The following is a 24,779-nucleotide window of genomic DNA, read 5'->3' on the forward strand; positions in this document are numbered from 1 at the left end:
TTCTGCACAAAACAAAATTTGTATATTTGAATAAAATATAGAAAAATGGATTTGCAAACTCGAAAACTAAATTTGATTACATATCTTGCTCAAATGCAGGACGAAAATTTCTTTGAAAAAATTGAAAACTACATATTGCGTAAATCAAAGGAAACTGAAGAATTGCGACAGTTTTCTGTTGAAGAATTAATTTCCAGAATTGAAATTTCAGAGCAAGACTATAAAAACGGAAATTTCAAAACTCAAGAGGATTTGGAAAATATTTCTGCAAATTGGTAATCTATGAAAATAGTTTGGACTGACTTCGCAATTGGAAACTTAAAGCAAATCTTTGAATATTATTCTGCAAAAGCGAATAAAAAAGTTGCTCATAAAATTAGAAAGCAAATCCTTGAAGCAGCAAAGCAGCTCATACTAAATCCCGAATCTGGTCAAGTTGAACACAATTTAGAAACTCTAAAAGAAAATCATAGATATTTAGTAAACGGAAATTACAAACTTATTTACAGGTTATCTCACAATGAAGTCATAATTAACGATGTCTTTGACGCTCGACAAAATCCTGCAAAAATAAATGATGAAAAAAGGCTAAATTCATAAAGGCACTTCTGCTAACATCGGTTTCGCAAGATGCGGAGTTGAATACTTTCTTTAAGATTTCAGTGCAAATACAGGCAAAAAACTTTTCCATTTTTTAGGTTTTTCTTAATTTTAAAAAATGGAAAAGATTTTTGCTACGGTTTGTTCTTTTTTGAACTTTCAGTTATCAAAGGTCCGGACCTCGCGAAGCTGTTTTCCGTTAGCGCTAATTCCCCAACTCGAAAACGAAGTTGTTTTTAGCCGCTAACGATTATTTTTTACTAATTTTGATAATCAAATAGTAAAAACGCATTAAAGTATAACTAATTGATTATAAAAGTGAAAACTTAACGTTAGCCAGAATACAATTCAAGACACATAGAATATCAAAATAATAAACGCTAATTCCTTTTTGAAATCAGCGTTTATTTAAATACTTTAAAATCACATTCGGATTTGATTGGTTTTTAACCACAATCCATTGACTTTAAACTAATAATTAAATTCTTCTTACTTTAACAGCCGCCAAGCCTTTCTGACCTTGTTCTGTATGGAAAGAAACTTTATCACCTTCTCTGATATCATCTATCAAATTTGAAGTATGAACAAAAATTTCTTTACCTGTTTCCTGAATTGTAATAAATCCAAAACCTTTTGAATCATTAAAAAATTTCACTGTACCTTCTTGCATAATAATTACTTTTATAAGAGAATTTATTATTTTAAACTCTCATATTCTTATCAACTTAACGTGTGATATTTAACGTTTAATAAAATGAGACTAAAATCAATAATAAATTGAATATATTGAAAGTAAAAATCAAAAGGGGGTAAAATACAGTAATTTAAGAAGTGTTTGGCTTTACGCCAAAAATTTAAAAATAAAGTAGATCAAACACTCTGGTTTGTAACTTATAATATATCATCTCTGATATTAGTGCAAATATACTAAAATAAAATTACTCTTGCAAATAAATTAAATAAAGGTTATTTATCATTAAAAATCAATTTGACTTAAACTTAAACCGTTTGACCCAGTAATTATTTACCCACAAAATATTATTTTGACTCGACAACAGCCACTACAGGCAAAAAGTGTATTGTTTAAAAAAAATCCTAACGCTACTTCAACAGTGCCTTCCCAATCGTAATTAAACTCATCACAATTACGAGAATACTAATGGCAATCGTCATTTTCTTAACAGGAAGTCTGGAAGTGAGCATTGCGGAGAAAGGTGCGGTAATAATTCCACCCAATAAAAGTCCGAGAATGATGTTCCAGTGATGAATTCCTATGGTAAATACAAAGGTAATGGCGGAAGTGATGGTCAAAATAAATTTCGCAAGGGTAGAACTTCCTATGACGTAACGCGGTGTTCTTCCGTCTTTAATTAGTGAACCAGTAACCAAAGGACCCCAACCTCCACCTGCAAAAGAATCGATGAAACCTCCGGCTAAACCTAAAACTTTCAGGTTTGATTTTTTTCTGTTGGCTTTGAAGTTTTCTTTTTTCTGCAGAGATTTTTTCAAAATTCTTGCTCCCAAATAAAGCGTGTACAGCGAAATAATTGGTTTTACGATAGCAGCGTAATGTTCACCAAGATATGTCAGCAAAAGGGCGCCAATAACTGCACCAACAACTGCGTATGGAGCCAAAGATTTCACGAGCTTCATGTTCACGTTTTTTAACTTGAAATGACTGATACTTCCTGCAGCTGTCGTAAAACTTTCCGCGGAGTGAATACTCGCACTCACAATTGGCGGTGGAACATTCAGCAACAGTAGAATAGTGGTACAAATCACGCCGTAACCCATTCCCATCGAACCTGCAACAATTTCTGCGAGAAAGCCCACCAAAAGCATCCAGTAGAAAATTTTGCCGTCCTGATTCAGAAAAGATTTTACATCCGGGAAAAGATTAAACTCATAAATCGTCAAAAAGAAAAGCCCGAAAATAATCAGAGCACCAATAACTCCAAGATAAACATTGGATTTCAGCTGCGCTGCTTTTACAATTTTAGTGGTGTTTTCAAGCTCGGAATAAGGGTCAACATAACCGTCCAGCTTATTTACTTCCTTTGTAAACTTATTGATGGCCGAAACTTTCTCACGGAATTCGCGTTTGGATTTGTCTTTTACGCACGAAAGATTTCCGAGAAGCTCATCAATTTCATCGGGAATAATTTCGTTGAAAGTGTTTTTAATTCTCTCCGAAATACTTGGAGCAACGTCGTTGGTAACGAAAGCAATTTTCAGTTTTCCTTTGTCAACAATAGTTCCGCAGTCGAAATCGCTGAGTTCGGGATGATGACTGAAATGAATAAAAGCAGAAGCTTTTGATGCCGAGTTTTTTAAATCATTAAAATCTGAACGTCCTTCACAGACAAAAGCAAAATTAATCTGTTGAAAATCTTCAGCACTGATTTTTCTTTCTTCAGCTTCGATAAAATCATACTCTGAAGCCGTTTCTTTAATCGATTCCGAAATTTTATCCGAAATAATTTTAATACTGTTAACCGAAAAAGTGTTAATAATGCTTTGAAGCCTTTCGTGTGCGTCTTTTTCACCGCCAATGACCAAAATATTCAAACGTTCCGCGCTGATGAAAACGGGAAGAAGATTATTTTGATTTGGTTGTGACGTCATAAAATATTATAATTTTTTGCTGATGCCCAACATCAGATTATCAGTGTATTTTTTGTTTGGATAAATGACTTCCATAAATCCGGTACGCAGTTCCCAGTGATGTTTTTCGTTGGAATAGACAGCGTTCACGATGATTCTGTCCTGGTCCATTTGTGAAAAATTTGCTCTGAACTGATAAAAATACTCATTTGAAGTCTGCAAACTCCAATTTCCGTAGATTTTTTTTGTGTATTGGGTTAAAAGCCTTAATATTTCTGCGCCGTAAGATTGTTTCTTTCCGTAATCGTCAAAAAATCGCTGTTCTCCTCGGAATCTCAGCAAAATTTTATCTTTAGGATAGCTTTTCTGAAACATGAATTCTTCCCATAAGCGAAACTCTGCGCCCATTTTTTTCTCATCCGAACTTAGATTTCCATCCGTAAAAAATAATGCAAATCCGGCAGCTGTTGAATATTTTTTGTTGAAATAATACCGCAAACCGCTTCTGTACAGTATTTGGTAAACCTCCATATTGTCGCCCCTCAGACGAATTCCGCCATCATTATGCAGTTCAAATTTCTCGCTGAGTTTTACCGGAAACTGCAAAGCGAATGAAAAACCTTTTTGATGCTGTGCACTCAAAGCAAAACTTACCAAAAAGGCCAGGACAAAGGCAACTTTTTTCAACTGAAATTTTCTAAAGAATCATACAGGCTCCAACAGTAGAGTTGCTGGTTTCATCAACCAGAATCGCACTTCCTGTTGAATTATTTTTTTCAAAAGCATCAAAAACCAAAGGTGAAGCAGTCTTCAAACGAACTTTTACAATTTCGTTCAGCTTTACGGAATCCGTTGCAGGAGTTTGTTCTAAAGTGTTCACATCTATTTTATACTCAATTTCACGAACAATGGCTTTAATCAACTTGCTTTTGTGCTGAAGAAAATATTTATTTCCTTCTACCAACTCGCGCTTGTCGAGCCAACAAACCAATGCTTCAAATTCATTTTCGGTTTGAGGAAGATTGTCGGATTTCACGAAATAATCTCCACGACTGATGTCTATATCTTCTGCAATATGCAAAACCGCAGGCTGTTTAGCGAAAACTTCGTCAACTTCCTTTCCGCCGGTTTCTACTAAAGAAATGGTTGTTTCAATATTTTGAGGAAGAATCGTGATTTTATCCCCTTTTTTATACGTTCCGGAAATAATCTGGCCTGCGTAACCTCTGTAATCGTGCAACTCATCTGTCTGAGGACGAATCACATACTGCACCTGGAATCTCGCATTGTCGTAATCTACATCGTTTCTTACTTCAACATTTTCCAAAAAGTCTAAAAGCGGAGCGCCTTCAAACCAAGACATTTTTTCAGATTTATCAACGATATTATCGCCATGAAATGCCGAAATAGGGAAGTAGTCTACATTTTTCAAACCTAAACGTTCTGCAACTTCGGTGTAATCTGCTTTAATTTTATTGAAAACTTCTTCGGAATAATCTACCAAATCCATCTTATTAACGGCAACTACCACATGTTTCATCTTCAAGAGTGAAGCAATAATCGAATGTCTTCTGGTTTGCTCGATAACACCCTGTCTTGCATCAATCAAAATCACAATTAACTGCGAATTTGAAGCACCCGTAATCATATTTCTCGTGTACTGAACGTGACCGGGAGCATCTGCAATGATGAATTTTCTTTTCGGCGTTGAAAAATACCGGTATGCAACATCAATGGTAATTCCCTGTTCTCTTTCCGCACGAAGTCCGTCGGTAAGAATCGCAAGGTCAATTCCGTCTGCATTCTTATTTTTGCTCTGCTTCTCCAGTGCTTCCAACTGGTCCACCAAAATACTTTTGCTGTCGTACAATAATCTTCCGATTAAAGTACTTTTTCCGTCGTCAACACTTCCTGCAGTGATAAATCTTAATATGTCCATATATTATTTGTTGGGTGTTAGATGTTCGATGCTGGGTGAAACATTCGACTTCCAGTATCCGTCATCCAACGATTTAAAAATAGCCGCCTTTTTTACGGTCTTCCATTGCAGCTTCGGTTACTTTGTCGTCAATTCTGGTTTCGCCACGCTCGGAAATTCTGGAAGCGGTGATTTCTTTCACAACATCGTCCAAAGTTTCTGCAGAACTTTCCACGGCTGCGGTACAGGTCATGTCTCCAACGGTTCTGTAACGCACTTTTTTGTTCACAATTGTATCGTTTTCGTCAATCGTAATAAAATCCGAAACGGCAATCAGCTGACCTTCGTGTTCGATAACATCGCGGTTGTGTGCGAAATAAATCGATGGAAGCTGAATATTTTCTTTTTTTAAATAATTCCAAACATCAAGCTCAGTCCAGTTGGAAATTGGGAAAACCCTTACATTTTCTCCTTTGTGGATTCTTCCGTTATAGATGTTCCACAATTCCGGGCGCTGCAATTTGGGTTCCCACTGTCCGAACTCATCACGAACAGAGAAAAATCTTTCTTTTGCACGTGCTTTTTCTTCGTCGCGACGGGCTCCTCCGATACATGCATCAAATTTGAATTCTTCAATAGTATCTAAAAGCGTATGCGTTTGAAGCCAGTTTCTGGAAGCAAATTTCCCTTTCGGTTCCGTTAGTTTTTTCTCGCGAATAGTATCTTCTACTTTTCTTACAATCAATTCAGCACCAATGGTTTTTGCCAAATTATCGCGGTATTCCAAAGCTTCAGGAAAGTTGTGCCCTGTATCGATATGGACCAAAGGAAAAGGAATTTTCATCGGTGCAAAAGCTTTCATTGCCAAATGCACCAATGTGATGGAATCTTTACCACCACTAAACAGCAAAGCCGGCTTTTCGAACTGCGCCGCAACTTCACGCATGATGAAGATGCTTTCTGCTTCCAGCTGTTCTAAATAATCTAACTGATATTGTGTCATGTTTTTCTTTTTAAATTTTATTTAGAATGGAGTCCGCATTCTTTTTGGGATTCTTCCCAATACCAACGTCCGGCTCGTGGATTTTCGCCTTCAACAATCGCTCTTGTACAAGGTTTACAACCTACGCTGATGAAGCCCTGTTTGTGCAACGGTAAATCCTGAACATTGTTTTCTTCAATATATTTTAAAACATCGTTGTACGTCCAGTGAATTAAAGGATTGTACTTATATAAATGGCGTTCTTCGTCCCATTCCACCATTTTCATGCCTTCGCGGTTTTCAGACTGGTCGGAACGCAATCCTGTAATCCAAACTTTTGCTCCTTCCAAAGCACGGTTTAAGGGTTTTACTTTGCGGATAAAGCAGCATTCTTTTCTGTTTTCTACCGACTGATAAAACGCGTTGATTCCTTTTTCGTTCACATATTTTTCAACATCGGAAGCTTCCGGAAAATACACTTGAGTTTTGGTTTTGTAGCGGGCATTATTTTTTGCCAAAAGTTCGTAGTGCTCATAAAACAAGCGTCCTGTATCGAGCGTAAAAACTTTTACTGGCAAATTATTTTTGAAGATGGCATCTGTAATCACCTGGTCTTCCTGTCCAAGAGAAGTGGAGAACACTACGTCTCCAGAAATTTTTTCTGTAATAAATTTCAAACCTTCTTCAAACGAAAGATTTTCGATAAGTAAAATGTCTTCCTGTGATAACATTTTCTGTGTTTTTTAGGTAGGTGCAAATTTCCGATAAAATAATCAGTCAACCAAATAACAGCATCGTTTTTTGTGATTGCCGGATTCTATTAAAGCATGATTTTTGTTATCTTGTAAACGCAAACTAAAACCAAGTTTTGCATGGCCTTTAATTTTAAAATAAACGGGATCTACGTATGTTCAGCAAGGAGGAAGCACAGCGATTTAAGCAAGAATTTTGGACCGCCTTTGGAAAGAGTTTTCCGAGGAAATGGTTGCTGTACGACACTAAGATTAAGGATTTTTCTTTCAAGTTTTCGGCAGACAGTAAGAAAGCCGAAGTTTCCCTCGATATAGAAATGAAAGATGAAGTGTACCGAAATGCCTATTTTGAAAAAATCTGGTCTTTGGAAGATATGCTGAAAGATGAAATCGGGGAGTTTGTAAAAGACGAATATTACGAAGCTGAAAACGGAAAAGTGTTTGCCAGATTTTGGGTAACAAAAGAAAACGTTTCGATCTTCAATAAAAATTCGTGGCAGGAAATTTTCGAATTCTTTGTCGAAAAAATGGATGGTTTTGAAAGGTTCTTTTACGAGTATGAGGATTTTATAAAGGATGTTTGATGTCTCTCGCGGATTTGGCAGATTTGGGAGATTTTTGGTACTGAAATGTTTATAAATAATCTGAACACCCCGTCAAAAAAAACCTTTGGATTTTTCGCCACCCCTCTGGAAGAGTAGAATCCGCTTCTAAGTTAAATTTGTAAAATTAACAACTGACCATTCACAATTTACATCAACTATTAATCAAACTTACTCTTTCTCAGCCAGAAAAATAATCCTCCTAAAGCTGCGATAATTGCGAGTGGCAGAAGTAAATTAATCCATTGCCAGCTTGTTCTTTCATCTTCGATTTTTTGCCTGTCGAGCAAACGGTTTTCGATATTTCTGTTGCGGAGTTCCATTAAATTAGAATCGTCCAGAAGAAAATCCAAAGCATTTCTCAAGAACTGTTCGTTTCCGTATTGCTGATTGGTTAAAACATCTGCTCCCAAAGGAAGCGCTTCGCCTTTCATGATTTGGTTTCTTCCAACGTCGCCGTCTGCAATGACAATCATTTTGTTTTCCGAACTTTGAGCTTTGAAATTCGGATAACCGTTTTTTTCACTTCTCGCAGCGTACGCTGATTTAAATTTTCCTTCCAAACTAACGGCATAAATTTTCGGAGTGGTAGGTTTTTCATTTTGTCCAATGCTGTCGGTTTTTACAATTTCGGCAAGGGCAACGTAATTCGGAACCTGTTTAATGTTTGTTCTTTCGCTGGATTCGTACAGTACATTTGTTTTAACACCCGGTCTTCCTAAAGTGTCGATGGAAGTGGGAAATTCAAACTTTACAGGATTAATATTTTTGGTAATTGGATTTTGATTTTCAGCAATTCCCAACGGAAAATACGGCCACAAAAATGAGCTGTACTGCGGATTTCCTGCCACTTCTCCGGAAACAATCCGAATCAGAGCAGATTTTTTCATGTCCTTTGTTAATCCCGGATTGATTCTTAAACCATAGCTGAAGAAAAAGTCCGTTAAGTTATTGTCCATCGGATACGCCATAATTTTTTTGGACTGAAAAAGCGTGTCCATTTCGGCATTTACGGCATCAATCATCCATAACGTTTTTCCGCCGTTCATGATGTATTGGTCCAGAATTACTTTTTCGCTGTCGGTAAAAGGTTTTCTTGGTTTTGCAATCACCAAAGCATCAATTTTTTTAAGCATCGGAATATCTTCCAAAGTCAGTTCTTTCTGATTTTTGGGAATGACAGGACCTGCGTTGTAATTCTCCGTCGCCATTTGCATAAATCCCTGAAACTGTTCCGGTCTCAATTCATCCTGATTGATGAGGATTCCTACATTTTTTCTTTTATCTGTTGAAATCGCTTTGATATTGGAAACAAGATTGTATTCCAGATTTTCTATGGACTGATTGAGTTGTTCTTCCGGTTCAATTCCGTTTTGCTGAACAATTAAAGGAACAGAAGTTCCGTACTGACCATGTTTAATGACTGCGTAAGGAAAAAGTACAATCTGAGAAATTTTTCCGTCCTTCATATCGGGTAGAATAGAAGGCTGCATTCCCATCGCCATTAAAGTATCCTGCGGAATTTTGGTTTTTATTGGGTCAATAAATTTGTAGCTGATTTTCGGATTGACTTTCTGAAATTCTTCGAGCATGAATTTCGTTTCATTCTGAAGCTGTTTAAAACTCGCCGGAAAATCTCCTTCAAGATATACGTCAACTGTGACCGGTTTTTGAACCGATTCCAAAACTTTTAAAGTACTGTCCGAAAGCGTATATCTTTTTTCTTTGGTTAAATCTAAACGGAAAGAAAAAATTCCTAAAGTTCCCAAGAGAAGAACGATTCCGGCAATAATATAGATGATATTATTTTTGCTCATTTTCATAACTACCTTTTCTTTTCAACAAAAACATTAGATAAAAACAGACACAAAGTGATCATCAATAAAAAGTAAAATACATCACGACTATCGATTAAACCTCTGGTAAAACCAAGAAAATGCTTATAAAAACCAAGGTTGGAAAGGACATAATCTGTACCACCCAAAAGTTTATAGCTTGCCAATTGTTCAATCCCAAAATACAGAATAAAACACATGAAAACGCCCAACAAATAAGCCGTAATTTGGTTCTGAGAAAGGGAAGAAGCTAAAATTCCAACCGCTGAAAAAGCAGCAATAAGAAGAATCAAACCGAAATAACTTCCCAAAGTAGCTCCCATGTCGATGTTTCCTTCCGGAACTCCCAGAACATAAACGGTGTACAAATAAACCAGTGACGGCAGCAAACATAAAATTCCAACCAACCAAACAGCGAGAAATTTTCCGCCAATGATTTCTGAAATTTTCACGGGTTGAGAAAAAAGCCAGTTCAAAGTTCCGCTTTGTTGTTCCTCCGCCAAAGTCTTCATAGAAATAGCAGGAATAATAAACATCAATAACCATGGAACCAAAACGAAATAGCTTTGTAGAGAAGCAGTTCCGATATCAAAAATATTGGAATCGTTTTCGAAGAAAAATAAAAAGAGCGTCCCGATTAAACTGAAAGCTGCAATAATAATCCATGCACTCCAATTTCCAAAATAACTCCAAAGTTCTTTTTTAAAGATAGCAAACATATAGTGTTTAACTTTTTTTGTTCTTGTTAACCAGTTTTACCGTCATCATAATGGCAAATACCAAAACAAAAAATCCTGCAATTAATTGCCACCAATAATCAATGGCGTAAGATTTTAAAATCACGGTGAAAACGACAAGGAATAAAATAAAGGTCGCGATTTCGTTGGCTTGTCTCAGTTTGATGTTCGCAACAGGAATTTCAGCACCATTAAGATTTTTGAGTTGTAAAACTTTTTTCCAGCACCAGTAATGATAAACTACAAGGCCAATCAGAAAAGTCAGTTTCAGGTGAAACCAAGGTGTTTTCATCAAACCGAAATTCAGAAAAATCATCGTTAAACCGCTCAATAACATAATAATTCCTGCAGGAACTGTAATGATATTCCAAAGTCTTCTTGCCATGAAAGTGTATTGTTCGCGAAGGATTTTCTTTTTCGTTTCCTCGAATTCGTCGGTATCTTTATAGTAAACAAACAATCTTACCAGATAGAAAATTCCGGCAAAATAAGATACCATAAAGATGATGTGAACCGCTTTGATAATGGTATAAAGCATCAGAAAAATTTGTGTGCAAATATAAACAATAAATTAAGCACAAAGCTGAGTTTTAAGGCTGTTATTTCGTAAACTCGATGTAAATTTTTTCGCCAACATTCAGCCCAAAAAGATTTTTTGCGCCATTGCTTTTATTTCCTTTGTAGATGCATAATTCCAGCAATCCAGCATCGTTGAAAATGGCTACGGATTTTCCGTGATAGTCTCTTTCGTTTTCCCAATCTGGAACAAAATCGGTGTACTGATTATATATATTAGAAAGCGCAAGTGTGCGGAATTTTACGATAAAACTGTTGAACCCTTTGAAATTCTTTTCAAAAAATTTCTTGCTGATATTAGAAACAATGTTTCCAAAATTATCGATGTACATCGCTTCACCAATAATCATTTTTTCACTTGGCGTATACACTGCTCTTGGGAAAGAAAGGTCTTTCGGATTTTTGAATTTTCTGCCAATAACTTCAGGAAGCCCACCATTCAGCAAATGAACTGCAGCGGGAACAAAAATATCTGTGGTTGTGCTTTGTACATAATCGTCGAAGCGGTTGTTCAGGGTTATTTCATAAACAGCATCAGGCTTGATATCAAAGAATATCAATCCCAAAACGCCGTTATCTGCTGCAATAAAATAATGTCCGTCTGCGTAATAAAGAACACTTTTTACTTCTTTTCTGTAAAAGCTGTCCACAGAAATAATGTGTACGCTTCCTGTTGGGAAAAATTTGTAGGCATTACGAACGATGTACGCAGTCTGCAATAAATTGTAGGCATCAATTTCATGAGAAATGTCAACGATTTGTGTATCTGTCTTTTGGGACAGAATGCTTCCTTTAATGGCGGCAACGCGATAATCAACGAGTCCGTAATCCGAAGTAAGGGTAATTATTGGCATTTCACAAAATTAAAACAATCTGCCGGAAAAACCTTTCTTGTGGATAAATAAATGGAAGGAATCCCGAATTTTTGTTTAAATTTAAAAATCAAAATCAATGAAAGATATTAATGTATGTTTGAAATTAATTATGACTTATCGGGTATCAACACCAAAACTTTTTACGGTGTACAGAACCAAAATTACAACCTTCTGAAATCTTCTTTTCCTTCTCTTAAAATAACCGGACGCGACAATTTTATTTTTGCCATGGGTAATCAGGAAGCGCTGGATGTTTTTAAAAATAAGCTGGATGATATTGTGCAGTTTATTTCGAGAAACAATTCGATTAATTTAAAAGACTTTGAAAATATTCTTAAAATCACCAGCGAATCTGAAAAGCAGATGGTTTTCGACCAGGATATTATTGTAAAAGGCGTTAACGGAAAGGTAATTAAAGCCAAAACTACGAACCTTAAAAAATTGGTAAAAGAATGTGAAACTAAAGATATGGTATTCGCAATTGGTCCTGCCGGAACCGGAAAAACTTATACCAGTGTAGCTTTGGCTGCGAGAGCACTTCGCGATAAAGAGGTGAAAAGAATTATCTTAACAAGACCCGCAGTTGAAGCAGGAGAGAGCCTTGGATTTTTGCCGGGAGATCTCAAAGAAAAGATGGATCCATATTTACAACCTTTGTATGATGCGCTTCGTGATATGATTCCTCATGAAAAATTGGAGGGCTTTATGGAGAAAAAAGTAATTGAGGTTGCGCCATTGGCTTTTATGCGTGGTAGAACTTTGGATGAAGCTTTTGTTATTTTGGATGAAGCCCAAAACACAACGCACTCTCAAATGAAAATGTTTTTAACGAGAATGGGGATGAATGCGAAATTTATTATAACGGGAGATCCCAGCCAGGTTGACCTTCCGCCTAAACAGCACTCCGGTCTTAAGGAAGCGATGAGAATATTAAAAGATGTAAATGAAATTGGTTTCGTGCATTTAACAGAGGAGGATGTTGTAAGACACCCTGTGGTTAAAAAAATCATCCAAGCGTACAATAGCGAAGAAAAAAGACAACGAGAAGAGTAATTATCAAATCGATAAAATTATGTTAAATTTAAAGTTTAACAACAGGTTTAAATCAGCTAATATAATTGGCTGATTTTTACTTAGTTATTTGCTCTATCATAAATTATGTTTAACATTATATTAATAAATTATTCGTAATGAATTATTTGTTTTATTAAAAATAATTCAAAAAAAATTTGGTTTTGTAAAATTATTTTCTACATTTGTTATGTTAATTTAAAATTTAAATGTTATGAAAAAATTAATTTTAGCTGCGGCATTCGCAGTATTAGGTGTTTCGGCAGTAAATGCACAGTCGGGTTATCCGAAACTTGGTTTCCACATTGGTCTTCCTGTCGGAGATGTTGCAGATGGATATAGTTTTAACGTTGGTGTTGATGCTGCTTATCTTTGGAATGTTGCTCCAAGTTTAGATTTAGGGCTTGCTTCTGGCTATTCACATTATTTTTTAAAGTCTGAGTATAAAGACATGGGCTTTGAAGATGTAGGATTAATTCCAATTGCAGCAACTGCAAAATATACTGTAGCTCCTAATTTCTTTATTGGAACAGATTTGGGATATGGAATTATCACTAACGAAGGTGCGGACGGTGGATTCTACTTCCAGCCAAAAGTTGGTTATGAGAGCGGAAAAACTGAATTTTACCTTGGTTACAAAGGTGTAAGCAATGACGGTACTTTAGGTTCTATTAACTTAGGTGTAGGATTTAAGCTATAATAAAGGCAGATAAGAGAAAAAAAATCCCGAATCGCAAGATTCAGGATTTTTTATTTTCAAAACTGACAATTCACTATTGACAATTCACCTTAATTATCTTCCAAAAAGATTTCCGCTCATTCCTGGCATTTTAGGCATTCCTTTGCTCATCATTTCCATCATTTGTTTTCCTTGTGGTCCCTGCATCATTTTCATCATTTTGCCCATTTGATCAAACTGCTTCATCAGTTGGTTTACATCTTCAATTTTTCTTCCAGCACCTCTTGCAATACGGTTTTTTCTTTGAGTATTAATGATGGAAGGTCTTCTTCTTTCTTCCGGCGTCATCGAGTGAATAATTGCTTCAATATGTTTGAAAGCATCATCATTAATATCCACATCTTTTATTGCTTTTCCAACTCCAGGTAACATTCCCATCAAATCCTTCATGTTACCCATTTTTTTGATTTGATTGATTTGATTCAGAAAGTCATCAAAACCGAATTCATTTTTCGCAATTTTTTTGTGAAGTTTTTTTGCTTCTTCTTCATCGAATTGTTCCTGAGCTCTTTCTACTAAGGAAACAACGTCACCCATTCCCAAAATTCTGTCCGCCATTCTTTCCGGATAGAACAGGTCCAGAGCTTCCATTTTTTCTCCTGTAGAAATAAACTTGATTGGTTTTTCAACCACAGAACGTATCGTTAAAGCAGCACCACCTCTTGTATCACCGTCTAATTTCGTTAGAACAACTCCATCAAAATTCAAGGCATCGTTGAAAGATTTTGCTGTATTTACCGCATCCTGTCCTGTCATGGAATCCACAACGAAAAGCGTTTCCTGAGGCTTGATGAAATAATGCACCGATTTAATTTCGTTCATCATTTGTTCATCTACAGCTAAACGTCCTGCTGTATCTACAATTACGGTATCAAAACCGTTTTGTTTTGCATAATTTACAGCGTTTTCTGCAATTGCAGAAGGATTGGTAGCGCCTTCTTCAGTATAAACAGGAACATCAATTTGGCTTCCTAAAACTTTCAACTGATTTATTGCAGCAGGTCTGTAAACGTCACAAGCTACCAATAGAGGTTTTTTGCTTCTTTTTTGTTTTAAATAGTTCGCCAATTTTCCTGAAAAAGTAGTTTTACCAGAACCTTGTAAACCTGCAATCAAAATAACGCTAGGTTTTCCCGAAAGATTAATTCCTTCATGAGTTCCACCCATTAAATCTACCAATTCGTCATGAACGATTTTAGTCATTAACTGTCCCGGAGTTAAACTCGTCAAAACATTTTGACCTAAAGCTTTGTCTTGAACTCTTTTTGTTAAATCTTTCGCAACTTTATAGTTAACATCGGCATCTACCAAAGCTCTACGAATTTCCTTAACGGTTTCCGCAACATTGATTTCGGTAATTTTTCCGCGTCCTGCAATATTATGAAGCGCTTTATCTAATTTGTCCTGTAAACTGTTGAACATTTTTCAAATTTTTAAGAACTGCAAAAATAAACAAAAAAATAGAGTGACGAAAATTGAGAACCCTTTCAGCGTTTTAAACGCATAAAGAGTTTAGTTCAGCAAAAGAACTGCACAGGGAATTTCATTTCAAAATCATTATTTTTGCATCAATTTTAAAATAATGTCAGAAGAAAATCCAACAGACCAGGAATTCTCCAAAGAAGACGAAAAAAAATTCGAACAAAGCGGAATGCGGCAGTACGGAATTTACTCCGCTATTGTTTTCCAAATGTTGGCAACAATGGGACTTGCATTCTGGGGCGGTAAGAAGTTGAATGACCATTTTGGTCTTCAGAATAATTTGCTGACCATTGGTGTGGGTTTTATCGGGATGGGGATTGCTTTTTATTTTTTAATTCACCAACTTAAAAATGTTCAAAACAGCAAAAATGAAAAGTAATACTATATATATAGCCCTCTATTTCCTGATGTTTTTTGTGCATTTCGGAATCTTTATGCTTTGGAAAACAGGTTTCGAAACAACTTTCGTCAAGTATTATCTGTTTCTTACAGTGCTTTTCAGTATGGTAATTACTATTATTTCCATCATGAAAAAGATTTATCCCCAATATATCGGTTTTGCCTTTATGGGATTGGTGATGTTTAAACTAATTTTGATGTTTTTAATCATGAAAAAACTGAATCTTGGCGCAGTTCCGAACTACAAACTTCACTTTATCATTCCGTATTTAATTTCGTTGGTATTGGAAACTTTATATTCCATCAATATCATTAAAGAACATGACGCCTCTTCTGCTGAAAAAAGGGAAGAATCCGAGGAGTAAAATTTGAGCTGAACTTTAACTGAATTTTTCTCAAAAAAGATGAAAAAAATCAGTTAAAATTGATTTTCATATTATGATTAATTATCCTATTTTTGCAAAACTTTAAAATAAGATATAGCAATGCTGAAAAGAGTAGTTCTTGTACTGAGTTTTTTATCGATATTTTCTACAACATTTGCACAACATAAGGCTGGTGAAGTAAAAGAAGCAAATACCCACGGGGTAGAAGCTCCTGTTGTAGTTTCTGAAGCTGATCAAGTAAGAAAAGAAAACAAGGACTTTATTAATCATCACCTTTTGGATGCGCACAGCTTCGATATCATGGTGACTAAAGAGGGAAAGCATATTGGTTTTCCGCTTCCTGTTATTTTTTATGATAAAGCCAACGGATTTCACGCAATGATGAGTTCTGCTTTTCACCACGGTGAAAAAGTAGTAGAAAGTAAAGGTGGACACTACAAACTTTTCCACGAAAAAATCTACAAAACCGATGCTTCAGGAACAATTAACCTAGATGCAGAGCACCATCCAACCAATGAAAAAGTCTTGGATTTATCCATTACTAAAAGTGTACTCATGATTGTTTTGGTATCTTTATTAATGATTTTTATTTTTGGTGGAATCGCTAGAAGCTATAAAAATTCTTTAGTACCAAGTGGTGCTGGAAAAATTTTGGAACCTTTGATTCTTTTCATTAGAGATGACATCGCTAAACCAAATATTGGTCCGAAATATAAAAAATACATGGGTTATTTGCTCACTATTTTCTTCTTTATTTTGTTCTTGAACATTTTCGGATTATTGCCTTTCGGGATTAACGTAACTGGGAATATCGCAATTACTGCTGCTTTGGCAATTTTTACATTCCTTATTACCCAATTTACAGCAAACAAAACATACTGGCAACATATTTTCTGGATGCCGGGATTGCCTTGGCCAATGAAAATTGTAATGATGCCAATTGAAATCATTGGAATGTTCATTAAGCCATTCGCACTGCTTATCCGTCTTTTTGCGAACATGACAGCGGGACACATTGTAATCATGTCACTTATCGCGATGATCTATGTTTTCAAAAATGTAATCGCGGGTGTTGCGTTCCCATTCTTAACTTTTGTACTTTATCTTCTTGAAATATTAGTTGCATTCCTTCAGGCATATATCTTCACCATGCTTTCTGCCGTATATTTCGGTATGGCAAACGAAGAACATGCGCATGAAGGCGAAGAAGGAGTAGCACATCATTAATAAAACCTTTTAAATTTTTATATTATGGATCTTAAATTAGTAGGAGCAGGTTTAGTAGTAATCGGAGCAGGTCTTGGTATCGGTAAAATCGGTGCTGCGGCTCTAGAAGGTATGGCTAGACAACCAGAACAAGCTGGTAAACTTCAAACTGCAATGCTTATTGCTGCTGCACTTGTTGAAGGTCTTGCATTTGCTGCACTTTTCGCAGTTTAATCAAGCTTTTCAGCCACCCAAAAATCATCTGCCGGGAACGGTTGGTTACGGCAGATGTTTTTTCAAAAGAAATTAAAAACAATTACAATATATATCATAACTCATTATGGGATTATTAGAAAATTTTTCATCAGGTTTATTCATCATACAATCGGTGGTTTTTATCATTCTATTGTTGGTACTAAGAAAATTCGCATGGAAACCAATTATGGATGCTGTGAATGAAAGAGAAGTCACCATCGTTGATTCTCTTAATCAGGCTAAATTGGCAAGACAAGAAGTGCAGAATTTGAAAGCTGAAAACGAAAACATTATCCGTGAGGCTAAAATTGAGCGCGACAATATCTTGAAAGAAGCAAGAGAAATCAAAGAAAGAATTGTAGGTGATGCCAAGAATGTTGCGCAAACCGAAGCTGATAAAATTATCGAGCAGGCAAGACAATCAATCCAAGCAGAGAAAACTGCGGCAATGGCAGATATTAAAAACCAAATTGGTGCTTTGTCTGTTAACATCGCAGAATCTATCCTTAAAGAAAAACTAAACAACGACGATGCTCAGAACGCTTTGGTAGAAAATATTCTTAACAAATCTAATTTGAATTAAAATGCTTACAAGTAAGGTAGCAAAAAGATACGCACAAGGTTTGTTGGATTTCACGCAGGAAGTTGGAAATACATCTTCGGTTTTCGGTGAAATGCAGGACGTTGTAAAAACTATCGGTAATTCTAAGGAGTTAATAAATTTCTTTGCTTCCCCGATTATCGACGCAAAAAAGAAGGCGAGTGTTGCAGGTGAAATTTTCAAAAGTTTCTCTCCGGTAACACAGAATCTTATCCAGTTGGTGATTAAGCACGGCCGTGAAAAACAGTTGCAGAATATCGCTCAGGAATTTGTAAACAAGGTAGAAGACATGAACGGTGTTCAGAGAATTACCATCACTACTGCTACAAATCTTTCAAACGAGAACATCAACAGTATTTTGGGCTCAACCAATTTGGTTAACCATAACAATAAGTTTGATGTAAAAACAATTATTAATCCTGAAATTTTAGGAGGTTACATCCTAAGAGTTGGAGACCAGCAAATAGATACTTCGGTAAAAACAAAACTGAGCCAGCTTAAAAAAGAATTTCAATTAAACTAAGATAAAACAACCATAAAATGGCAGAAATAAATCCGGCAGAAATATCTGCAATTCTTAAACAGCAACTTGCAAATTTCGATACTCAATCGAATGTTGAAGAAGTTGGAACTGTATTAACAATTGGTGATGGTATCGCTCTTGTATACGGTTTGGAAAATGTTCAGTACGGTGAATTGGTTAAATTCGAAAGCGGTATTGAAGGTATTGTACTAAACCTTGCAGAAGACAACGTAGGTGTTGCACTTCTTGGTGAATCTAAATTGGTAAAAGAAGGAGATACTGTAAAAAGAACGCAGAGAATCTCTTCAATTAAAGTTGGTGAAGGAATGTTGGGAAGAGTTGTTGATACTCTTGGTAACCCAATCGACGGAAAAGGTCCCATCACAGGTGACCTTTACGAAATGCCATTGGAAAGAAAAGCTCCTGGTGTAATCTTCAGACAGCCGGTAAACGAACCACTTCAAACCGGTATCGTAGCTATCGACTCTATGATTCCAGTAGGAAGAGGACAGAGAGAGCTTATTATTGGGGACAGACAGACGGGTAAAACTACCGTTGCAATTGACACCATTCTTAACCAGAAAGAATTTTACGATGCAGGTGAACCTGTATTCTGTATCTACGTAGCAATCGGACAGAAAGCTTCTACAGTAGCGCAGATTGTACAGACACTGGAAGATAAAGGAGCGTTGGCTTACACTGTAGTGGTAGCTGCAAATGCTTCAGACCCTGTTCCGATGCAGGTATATTCTGCAATGGCAGGAGCTGCAATTGGTGAATATTTCCGTGACACAGGACGTCCGGCTCTAATTATTTATGATGATTTATCAAAACAAGCGGTAGCTTACCGTGAGCTTTCCCTACTTTTGAGAAGACCACCGGGACGTGAAGCTTATCCTGGAGACGTTTTCTATCTTCACTCAAGACTTCTTGAAAGAGCTGCAAAAATAATCAAAGATGATGCAATTGCTGCTCAGATGAACGACCTTCCGGAATCTTTAAAGCCAATGGTAAAAGGTGGCGGTTCTCTTACTGCACTTCCAATTATCGAAACTCAGGCGGGTGACGTTTCTGCATATATTCCAACTAACGTAATCTCTATTACAGACGGACAGATTTTCTTGGAATCTGATTTGTTCAACTCTGGGGTTCGTCCTGCAATTAACGTAGGTATCTCTGTATCCAGAGTAGGTGGTAATGCTCAGATTAAATCTATGAAGAAAGTTTCCGGTACTTTGAAGCTAGACCAGGCTCAGTACAAAGAATTGGAAGCGTTCGCGAAATTTGGTTCTGACCTTGATGCTTCTACACTTTCTGTAATCTCTAAAGGAGAAAAAAACGTAGAAATCTTGAAGCAACCGGTTAACTCTCCACTTCGTGTTGAAGATCAGGTAGCAATGGTTTACGCCGGAACTGAAAACTTGTTGAGAAACGTTCCTGTAAGAAAGGTAAAAGAGTTCGCTAAAGAATACGTAGAATTCTTGAGAACGAAACACCCTGAAACAATGTCTGCAATTAAAGCCGGAAAAATCGATGATTCTGTAACGGGAGTATTGAAGCAGGCTGCAGCAGATTTAGCAGGAAAATATAACTAAAATTTAATTGTTTGAAGGTTTGATATTGTTCACATTGGGCAATATCAAACCAAATCAAACTTTCAAACAATATCAAACCATTTAAAGAATGGCAAACTTAAAGGAAATACGCGGAAGAATTACTTCAATCGGTTCTACAATGCAGATTACCAGTGCAATGAAGATGGTTTCTGCTGCAAAACTGAAAAAAGCTCAGGACGCTATTGTCATGTTAAGACCTTATTCTGAAAAACTCACTCAACTTATCGAAAACGTAAGTGCAGGAGCAGATTTGGAAGAAGTAGGAACTTATACAGCAGAAAGAGAAGTAAAAAGAGTGCTTTACATTATGGTAACTTCTAACAGAGGTTTGGCCGGAGCATTCAACTCTTCTGTGGCAAAAGAACTGAATCATCAGTTAAACAACAGTCCATACGAAGTGGAAATCCTTACTGTTGGTAAAAAAGCTTACGATGCTGTAAAACGTAACAGAACGGTTTACGGTAACGAAAGTGGTGTTTACGACAAATTGAGCTTTGATGCTGTAGCAAACTTTACGGAGCAGATAATGAGAGATTATGCAGAAGGAAAATTCGACAGAGTGTATCTTGTTTACAACAAGTTCATCAATGCTGCAACGCAAGAAGTAAAAACTGAACAGGTGCTTCCAATTGCGATGCCGGAAAAACAAAGTAATGTAAACCTTGATTATATATTCGAACCAAGCTCAAAAGAAATTTTGGAAAACTTGATTCCTAAATCAATCAAAACACAGGTTTATAAAGCAATCTTGGATTCTGTAGCTTCAGAACACGGAGCAAGGATGACGGCGATGCACAAAGCGACAGACAACGCACAGGCTTTGAAGAATGAATTGGTTATTACCTACAACAAAGCACGTCAGGCTGCAATTACCAACGAAATTTTGGAAATTGTTTCCGGAGCGGAAGCATTGAAAAATTCTTAACAATAGTTTTAAAACTCAATAGTAAAAGCACCATATTTTGGTGCTTTTTTATTTTAAAATCAATACTTTAAATAATTATACACCCTCAGATTAAGTAAATTTATTTTGCCTATATTTGCAGAATATTGTTTAACAAATCTTAATGGAATCCGACAGTTTTATAAAACTTCTCATTGCCCTCTTACTAGTACTTCTGAATGGTTTTTTCGTAGCCGCAGAATTCTCCATCGTTAAAGTCCGTTACTCGCAAATCCAGCTGAAAGCTGCTGAAGGAAATGCTTTGGCCAAGAAAGCAGAACAGATTATCAGAAGTCTTGATTCCTATCTTTCCGCAACACAACTCGGGATTACCCTTGCTTCACTTGCTTTAGGTTGGGTAGGAGAAAGCGCACTTCATCACGTTATTGAGGAGCTTTTCCATTATTTTAATATAGATGTTGCACAAACTACCGTTACAACGGTTTCCCTGGTTTTAAGCTTCATGATCATTACCATTATGCATATTGTGTTTGGTGAATTGGTACCAAAGTCCATTGCAATTAGAAAAGCTGAACAAACTACGATGGCGATAGCATGGCCATTAATTGCGTTCTACAATATTTTCAAGCCTTTTATATGGTCGATGAATGCGATTTCCAATTCATTTCTTAGGATGATTGGTATGGCTCCTGCTTCAGAACACGAAATTCACTCTACGGAAGAACTTCAGCTTTTGGTTAAACAGTCTGCAGACAGCGGAGAAATTGAAGAGGAAAACTACGAGATCATCAAGAACGCATTCGATTTTACCGACCATACTGCCAAGCAGGTGATGATCCCTCGCCAAAATATTGTATCCATCGATATAGAAGATTCCAAAGAAGAAATCCTTGAACAAATTATAGAAAGTGGATATTCCAGACTTCCGGTATACGAAAACTCGATCGACAATGTGATTGGTATTTTCTACACAAAGGAAATCATGAGGGAATATATCAAAAATAAGGATGTGGAACTCCGTAAATTCCTTAGGGAAGCATTTTTCGTGGTAGGAAGCAAGAAAATTTCAGACTTACTTAGTGTTTTCCAGCAAAAAAAGCAGCATTTGGCCGTTGTAATTGATGAGTTTGGAGGAACGGAAGGAATTATTACTTTGGAAGATATTCTGGAAGAATTGGTGGGCGAAATTCAGGATGAAGAGGACGATGAAGACAAAATTGTGGACAAGGTAGGCGAGAATGTTTTCTGGGTGAAAGCTACGCAGCCTTTGGAAGAAATCAACGAATCTTTACCGAAGAAAATTTCTGAGGAAGGAGAGTACAATACATTAGCAGGCTATATTCTTCACGCCCTGGAAGATATTCCCGAAGAAAATCAGGAATTTAAAATAGATCACTACCACTTCAAAATTTTGAAAATGAATAACAAAAGTGTCGAGTTGGTAGAATTAACATACGAAGAACCTAGCCTTGCCGACGATATTACCGACATTATTGTTGGTGAATAATTTTTTACGATGATTGAATTCATAAAATTTTACGACAACCCAAAGCGTGAACATCAGGAAGAAAGTGATGTTCTGGTTATGGAAGACGAAGTTTACAAAATCGTTCTTTGGAATGATGATGTGAACACTTTTGATTTCGTTATCGAATGCTTGATAGAAATTTGCGAACATACACCGGAACAGGCAGAACAGTGTACCATTTTAGTTCATTACAAAGGAAAATGCACCGTAAAATCCGGAAGCATGGAAAAGCTGAAACCTATGCATGAAAAACTGCTTTCCAGAGGTTTGACTTCCGAGATTGTGTAAAAATATTCTCTTAAAAAAAAGCAATTCCGGCGCGATGAAATCGCGCCGAATTGTTTTTAAAGCTTTATAGGCATTGTTTTTATTTCGCCATTTCTTCGGACAGTAATCGTTGTTTCGTCTCCGGAATTTTGCTTGGAAAGACATTCCATATAACTGTAAACTTCCTTCACTTCACATTTCCCGATTCCAACAAGAACATCTCCGGCTTGAACTCCCGCATTTGCAGCAGGTCGGTTTTCTGAGACACCGTCAATAATCATTCCGTCTTTAGAGTCGGCGTAACTTGGCATAATTCCTAAGGTAACTTTGTATTTCGGAACTGCTTTGCTTTGCTGAACTTTGGTTTTAGTAAACGGAACAGAAGACGTTTCAGCCAGTTCATTGGCAATTCCGAAAACATAATTGGTAATATTTTTTAAACCTTCAAAATTAATTTTATCTGCATCGTCACTTGGTTTGTGATAATCTGCATGAGTTCCCGTAAACATAAACAAGACAGGAATATCTTTCAGATAAAAACTCGTGTGGTCGCTTGGTCCAACACCGGAACTGTCAATGGCGATATTAAAACCTGCAGGTTTATTTTTGTTCAGAATTTCAGCAAAAATTGGAGAAGTTCCAACACCACCAACAGTTAAATCTTTGTCTTTGTTTAGTCTTCCAATCATGTCGAGATTAATCATGGCAGTAACGTTTGGATATTTTGTTTTCACGTTTTCTGCAAACTTTTTGGAACCGATTAAACCGTCTTCTTCTCCCGAAAATAATGCAAAAACATAATTCGCCTTTTCTTTCTTCTTATTTTTTGAAAACATTCTCGCCAATTCCAAAACTGCGGAAGTTCCGGAAGCATTGTCATCAGCTCCGTTATGGATTTGTCCTGCGGAATTCATCAAAGTCGAGTTGTGATGCTCGTTCAAACCAAGATGGTCATAATGAGCTCCGATGATGATGGTTTTGTCGGCTTTATTGTCCAAATAAGCAATGACGTTTTTTCCTTTATTTTGAATTGATTTTTCCTCATGAGGATTTAGTTTCACACCATATTCAAATAAATGAATTTCAGGTTTTAGTTTTGATGAAGCCAAATTTTCTGCGATGAAAGCTGCGGCTAAAGTTTCACCTTTGCTTCCCGTTAATCGTCCTTGCAAATCATCAGAAGCCAAGTAATTGATAGCATTTTTCAAATTATTTTCAGAAACCAATTCATTGGAATCTCCTTCAACCCAATCTGCAATAAAAACATTGGTTTCATGCGATTTTTCGCCTTGTCTGTTACTGGCAAAAACCAATTTTTTTCCGTCTTTTGAAAACATGGGAAAGGCGTTGAACTCACTTTCGTAAGTGATTTGTTCCAAATTTTTTCCGTCTGTATCAATCATATACAACTGAAAATCATAACCTCTTGTAGAATGATGATTGCTCGCGAAAATAATTTTCTTATCCGAAGGGTGGAAATAAGGCGCCCAGTTTGCTTTTCCGAGATTCGTTACCTGTTTTAAATCTGTTCCGTCGATATTGATGGTGTAAATCTCCATATTTGTTGGAGCAACCAAATTTTCCGCCAATAAATCTTTGTATTCCTTAATATCTTTCTCCGTTTTTGGTCTTGATGAACGGAACACCAGTTTTTTAGAATCATGAGAGAAAAATGCACCACCGTCATAACCTAAACCGTTGGTGAGTTGTTTCAGATTTTTTCCGTCGATATCCATTCTCCAAAGTTCCAAATCACCTGTTCTGGTGGAAGTAAAAACGATATATTTTCCATTAGGAGAAACTACCGCTTCGGCGTCGTAACCGGGAGAATCCGTTAATTTTTTGGTGATTTTTCCATTTAAATCTGCTTCATAAATATCAAATTCAGAATAAATTGGCCACAAATATTTTCCGTCGGTTCTAGGAGCCGGTTTTGGAGGGCATTCTGCAGAACTTTCGTGCGTGGATGCATAAATCAAATGTTTTCCATCGGGCATAAAAAAAGAACACGTCGTTCTACCTTTTCCGGTTGAAACCAATTGCAAATCTTTTATGTTCCCTTTTTTCTGATTTAAATCTAAAAGATAAATCTGGTCACATTGCGAACCAATGGCAGGATTGGTAACCTGCATCGTAAGTTTTTTACCGTCCGGAGAAAAATAAGCTTCGGCATTATCGCCGCCAAAAGTAAGTTTCTGAATATTTTTAAGATGTTTTTCCTGAGCAAAACTCACTGTAGAAATTCCTGCAAATGCAGAAAGAAGAAGTATTCTTTTCGGAATCATGTTCTGATATTTGATATTTACCAAATATAAATAAAA

Annotated in this window: 27 protein-coding genes; 15 read left to right on the top strand and 12 right to left on the bottom strand. The window is 36.5% G+C overall.

The annotated features are described in order from the left end of the window. Window positions 1–45: 45 nt before the first annotated feature. Window positions 46–279, top strand: a complete 234-nt coding sequence (locus tag Q0252_RS05345) for a hypothetical protein (RefSeq protein ID WP_297984500.1) — start codon at window positions 46–48, stop codon at window positions 277–279. A gap of 3 nt (window positions 280–282) precedes the next feature. Further along, a complete protein-coding gene (locus Q0252_RS05350; RefSeq protein WP_297984501.1) occupies window positions 283–600 on the top strand; it encodes a type II toxin-antitoxin system RelE/ParE family toxin in 318 nt (105 codons plus the stop codon). 478 nt (window positions 601–1,078) lie between these two features. Here Q0252_RS05350 and Q0252_RS05355 read toward each other — a convergent pair whose 3' ends face one another. The 6 genes from Q0252_RS05355 to Q0252_RS05380 form a co-directional block, all read right to left on the bottom strand. Beyond that, on the bottom strand, window positions 1,079–1,270 hold the full coding sequence (locus Q0252_RS05355) for a cold-shock protein (protein ID WP_124985582.1): 192 nt from the start codon (window positions 1,268–1,270) through the stop codon (window positions 1,079–1,081). A 431-nt stretch (window positions 1,271–1,701) separates the two neighbouring features. Further along, complete coding sequence (locus Q0252_RS05360) at window positions 1,702–3,225, bottom strand: TSUP family transporter (protein WP_297984502.1); 1,524 nt, start codon at window positions 3,223–3,225, stop codon at window positions 1,702–1,704. 6 nt (window positions 3,226–3,231) lie between these two features. Then, on the bottom strand, window positions 3,232–3,891 hold the full coding sequence (locus tag Q0252_RS05365; protein WP_297984503.1) for a DUF2490 domain-containing protein: 660 nt from the start codon (window positions 3,889–3,891) through the stop codon (window positions 3,232–3,234). Between the two features lie 10 nt (window positions 3,892–3,901). Beyond that, a complete protein-coding gene (locus tag Q0252_RS05370) occupies window positions 3,902–5,143 on the bottom strand; it encodes a GTP-binding protein (protein WP_297984504.1) in 1,242 nt (413 codons plus the stop codon). A 73-nt stretch (window positions 5,144–5,216) separates the two neighbouring features. Beyond that, the gene (gene cysD, locus Q0252_RS05375; protein WP_297984505.1) at window positions 5,217–6,125 is read right to left on the bottom strand and encodes a sulfate adenylyltransferase subunit CysD; all 909 of its coding nucleotides are present in this window, start codon (window positions 6,123–6,125) and stop codon (window positions 5,217–5,219) included. 17 nt (window positions 6,126–6,142) lie between these two features. Continuing rightward, window positions 6,143–6,835, bottom strand: coding sequence for a phosphoadenylyl-sulfate reductase (locus tag Q0252_RS05380; protein WP_297984506.1), 693 nt, complete (start codon window positions 6,833–6,835; stop codon window positions 6,143–6,145). 176 nt (window positions 6,836–7,011) lie between these two features. Here Q0252_RS05380 and Q0252_RS05385 point away from each other — a divergent pair, with 176 nt between their 5' ends. Next, on the top strand, window positions 7,012–7,440 hold the full coding sequence (locus tag Q0252_RS05385; RefSeq protein WP_297984507.1) for a DUF4268 domain-containing protein: 429 nt from the start codon (window positions 7,012–7,014) through the stop codon (window positions 7,438–7,440). A gap of 179 nt (window positions 7,441–7,619) precedes the next feature. Here Q0252_RS05385 and gldG read toward each other — a convergent pair whose 3' ends face one another. The 4 genes from gldG to Q0252_RS05405 all read right to left on the bottom strand — a co-directional run bounded on the left by gldG (window position 7,620) and on the right by Q0252_RS05405 (window position 11,460). Then, window positions 7,620–9,281 (bottom strand): gliding motility-associated ABC transporter substrate-binding protein GldG, encoded by a 1,662-nt coding sequence (gene gldG, locus Q0252_RS05390; RefSeq protein ID WP_297984508.1) that lies wholly within the window; start codon window positions 9,279–9,281, stop codon window positions 7,620–7,622. Between the two features lie 2 nt (window positions 9,282–9,283). Next, window positions 9,284–10,012 (bottom strand): ABC transporter permease, encoded by a 729-nt coding sequence (locus tag Q0252_RS05395; RefSeq protein ID WP_297984509.1) that lies wholly within the window; start codon window positions 10,010–10,012, stop codon window positions 9,284–9,286. 7 nt (window positions 10,013–10,019) lie between these two features. Next, a complete protein-coding gene (locus tag Q0252_RS05400; protein ID WP_297984510.1) occupies window positions 10,020–10,568 on the bottom strand; it encodes a CopD family protein in 549 nt (182 codons plus the stop codon). Between the two features lie 61 nt (window positions 10,569–10,629). Continuing rightward, on the bottom strand, window positions 10,630–11,460 hold the full coding sequence (locus tag Q0252_RS05405) for an SAM-dependent chlorinase/fluorinase (RefSeq protein ID WP_297984511.1): 831 nt from the start codon (window positions 11,458–11,460) through the stop codon (window positions 10,630–10,632). 114 nt (window positions 11,461–11,574) lie between these two features. Here Q0252_RS05405 and Q0252_RS05410 point away from each other — a divergent pair, with 114 nt between their 5' ends. After that, the gene (locus Q0252_RS05410) at window positions 11,575–12,534 is read left to right on the top strand and encodes a PhoH family protein (RefSeq protein WP_297984512.1); all 960 of its coding nucleotides are present in this window, start codon (window positions 11,575–11,577) and stop codon (window positions 12,532–12,534) included. 232 nt (window positions 12,535–12,766) lie between these two features. Then, entirely contained in the window at window positions 12,767–13,252 is a 486-nt protein-coding gene (locus tag Q0252_RS05415; RefSeq protein ID WP_297984513.1) for a hypothetical protein, read from the top strand. 93 nt (window positions 13,253–13,345) lie between these two features. On the opposite strand, the gene ffh is transcribed toward Q0252_RS05415, so the two are convergent. Continuing rightward, window positions 13,346–14,713, bottom strand: coding sequence for a signal recognition particle protein (gene ffh, locus Q0252_RS05420; protein ID WP_297984514.1), 1,368 nt, complete (start codon window positions 14,711–14,713; stop codon window positions 13,346–13,348). A 160-nt stretch (window positions 14,714–14,873) separates the two neighbouring features. On the opposite strand from ffh, the gene Q0252_RS05425 reads away from it, so the two are divergent. The 10 genes from Q0252_RS05425 to Q0252_RS05470 all read left to right on the top strand — a co-directional run bounded on the left by Q0252_RS05425 (window position 14,874) and on the right by Q0252_RS05470 (window position 22,479). Beyond that, window positions 14,874–15,152, top strand: coding sequence for an AtpZ/AtpI family protein (locus Q0252_RS05425; protein WP_297984515.1), 279 nt, complete (start codon window positions 14,874–14,876; stop codon window positions 15,150–15,152). Then, window positions 15,142–15,537 carry a hypothetical protein gene (locus Q0252_RS05430; RefSeq protein WP_297984516.1) on the top strand — a complete coding sequence of 132 codons (396 nt, stop codon included), beginning with the start codon at window positions 15,142–15,144 and terminating at the stop codon, window positions 15,535–15,537. The genes Q0252_RS05425 and Q0252_RS05430 overlap by 11 nt, the downstream gene beginning before the upstream one ends. Window positions 15,538–15,657: 120 nt before the next feature. Beyond that, the gene (gene atpB / locus Q0252_RS05435) at window positions 15,658–16,785 is read left to right on the top strand and encodes a F0F1 ATP synthase subunit A (RefSeq protein ID WP_297984517.1); all 1,128 of its coding nucleotides are present in this window, start codon (window positions 15,658–15,660) and stop codon (window positions 16,783–16,785) included. Window positions 16,786–16,809: 24 nt separating this feature from the next. After that, a complete protein-coding gene (gene atpE, locus Q0252_RS05440) occupies window positions 16,810–16,998 on the top strand; it encodes an ATP synthase F0 subunit C (RefSeq protein ID WP_031503230.1) in 189 nt (62 codons plus the stop codon). Window positions 16,999–17,104: 106 nt separating this feature from the next. Then, a complete protein-coding gene (locus tag Q0252_RS05445) occupies window positions 17,105–17,602 on the top strand; it encodes a F0F1 ATP synthase subunit B (protein WP_297984518.1) in 498 nt (165 codons plus the stop codon). Window position 17,603: 1 nt separating this feature from the next. Next, window positions 17,604–18,143, top strand: a complete 540-nt coding sequence (atpH, locus tag Q0252_RS05450) for an ATP synthase F1 subunit delta (RefSeq protein ID WP_297984519.1) — start codon at window positions 17,604–17,606, stop codon at window positions 18,141–18,143. A gap of 17 nt (window positions 18,144–18,160) precedes the next feature. Next, window positions 18,161–19,738, top strand: coding sequence for a F0F1 ATP synthase subunit alpha (atpA, locus tag Q0252_RS05455; protein WP_297984520.1), 1,578 nt, complete (start codon window positions 18,161–18,163; stop codon window positions 19,736–19,738). An 88-nt stretch (window positions 19,739–19,826) separates the two neighbouring features. After that, complete coding sequence (atpG, locus tag Q0252_RS05460; protein ID WP_297984521.1) at window positions 19,827–20,684, top strand: ATP synthase F1 subunit gamma; 858 nt, start codon at window positions 19,827–19,829, stop codon at window positions 20,682–20,684. 142 nt (window positions 20,685–20,826) lie between these two features. Next, entirely contained in the window at window positions 20,827–22,170 is a 1,344-nt protein-coding gene (locus Q0252_RS05465; RefSeq protein ID WP_297984522.1) for a hemolysin family protein, read from the top strand. Between the two features lie 9 nt (window positions 22,171–22,179). Then, the gene (locus tag Q0252_RS05470; RefSeq protein WP_297984523.1) at window positions 22,180–22,479 is read left to right on the top strand and encodes an ATP-dependent Clp protease adaptor ClpS; all 300 of its coding nucleotides are present in this window, start codon (window positions 22,180–22,182) and stop codon (window positions 22,477–22,479) included. 56 nt (window positions 22,480–22,535) lie between these two features. On the opposite strand, the gene Q0252_RS05475 is transcribed toward Q0252_RS05470, so the two are convergent. Then, window positions 22,536–24,743 (bottom strand): M20/M25/M40 family metallo-hydrolase, encoded by a 2,208-nt coding sequence (locus Q0252_RS05475; RefSeq protein ID WP_297984524.1) that lies wholly within the window; start codon window positions 24,741–24,743, stop codon window positions 22,536–22,538. Between the last annotated feature and the right edge of the window lie 36 nt (window positions 24,744–24,779).

The sequence above is a fragment of the uncultured Chryseobacterium sp. genome, from assembly GCF_936933875.1.
GTDB lineage: Bacteria > Bacteroidota > Bacteroidia > Flavobacteriales > Weeksellaceae > CAKZIK01.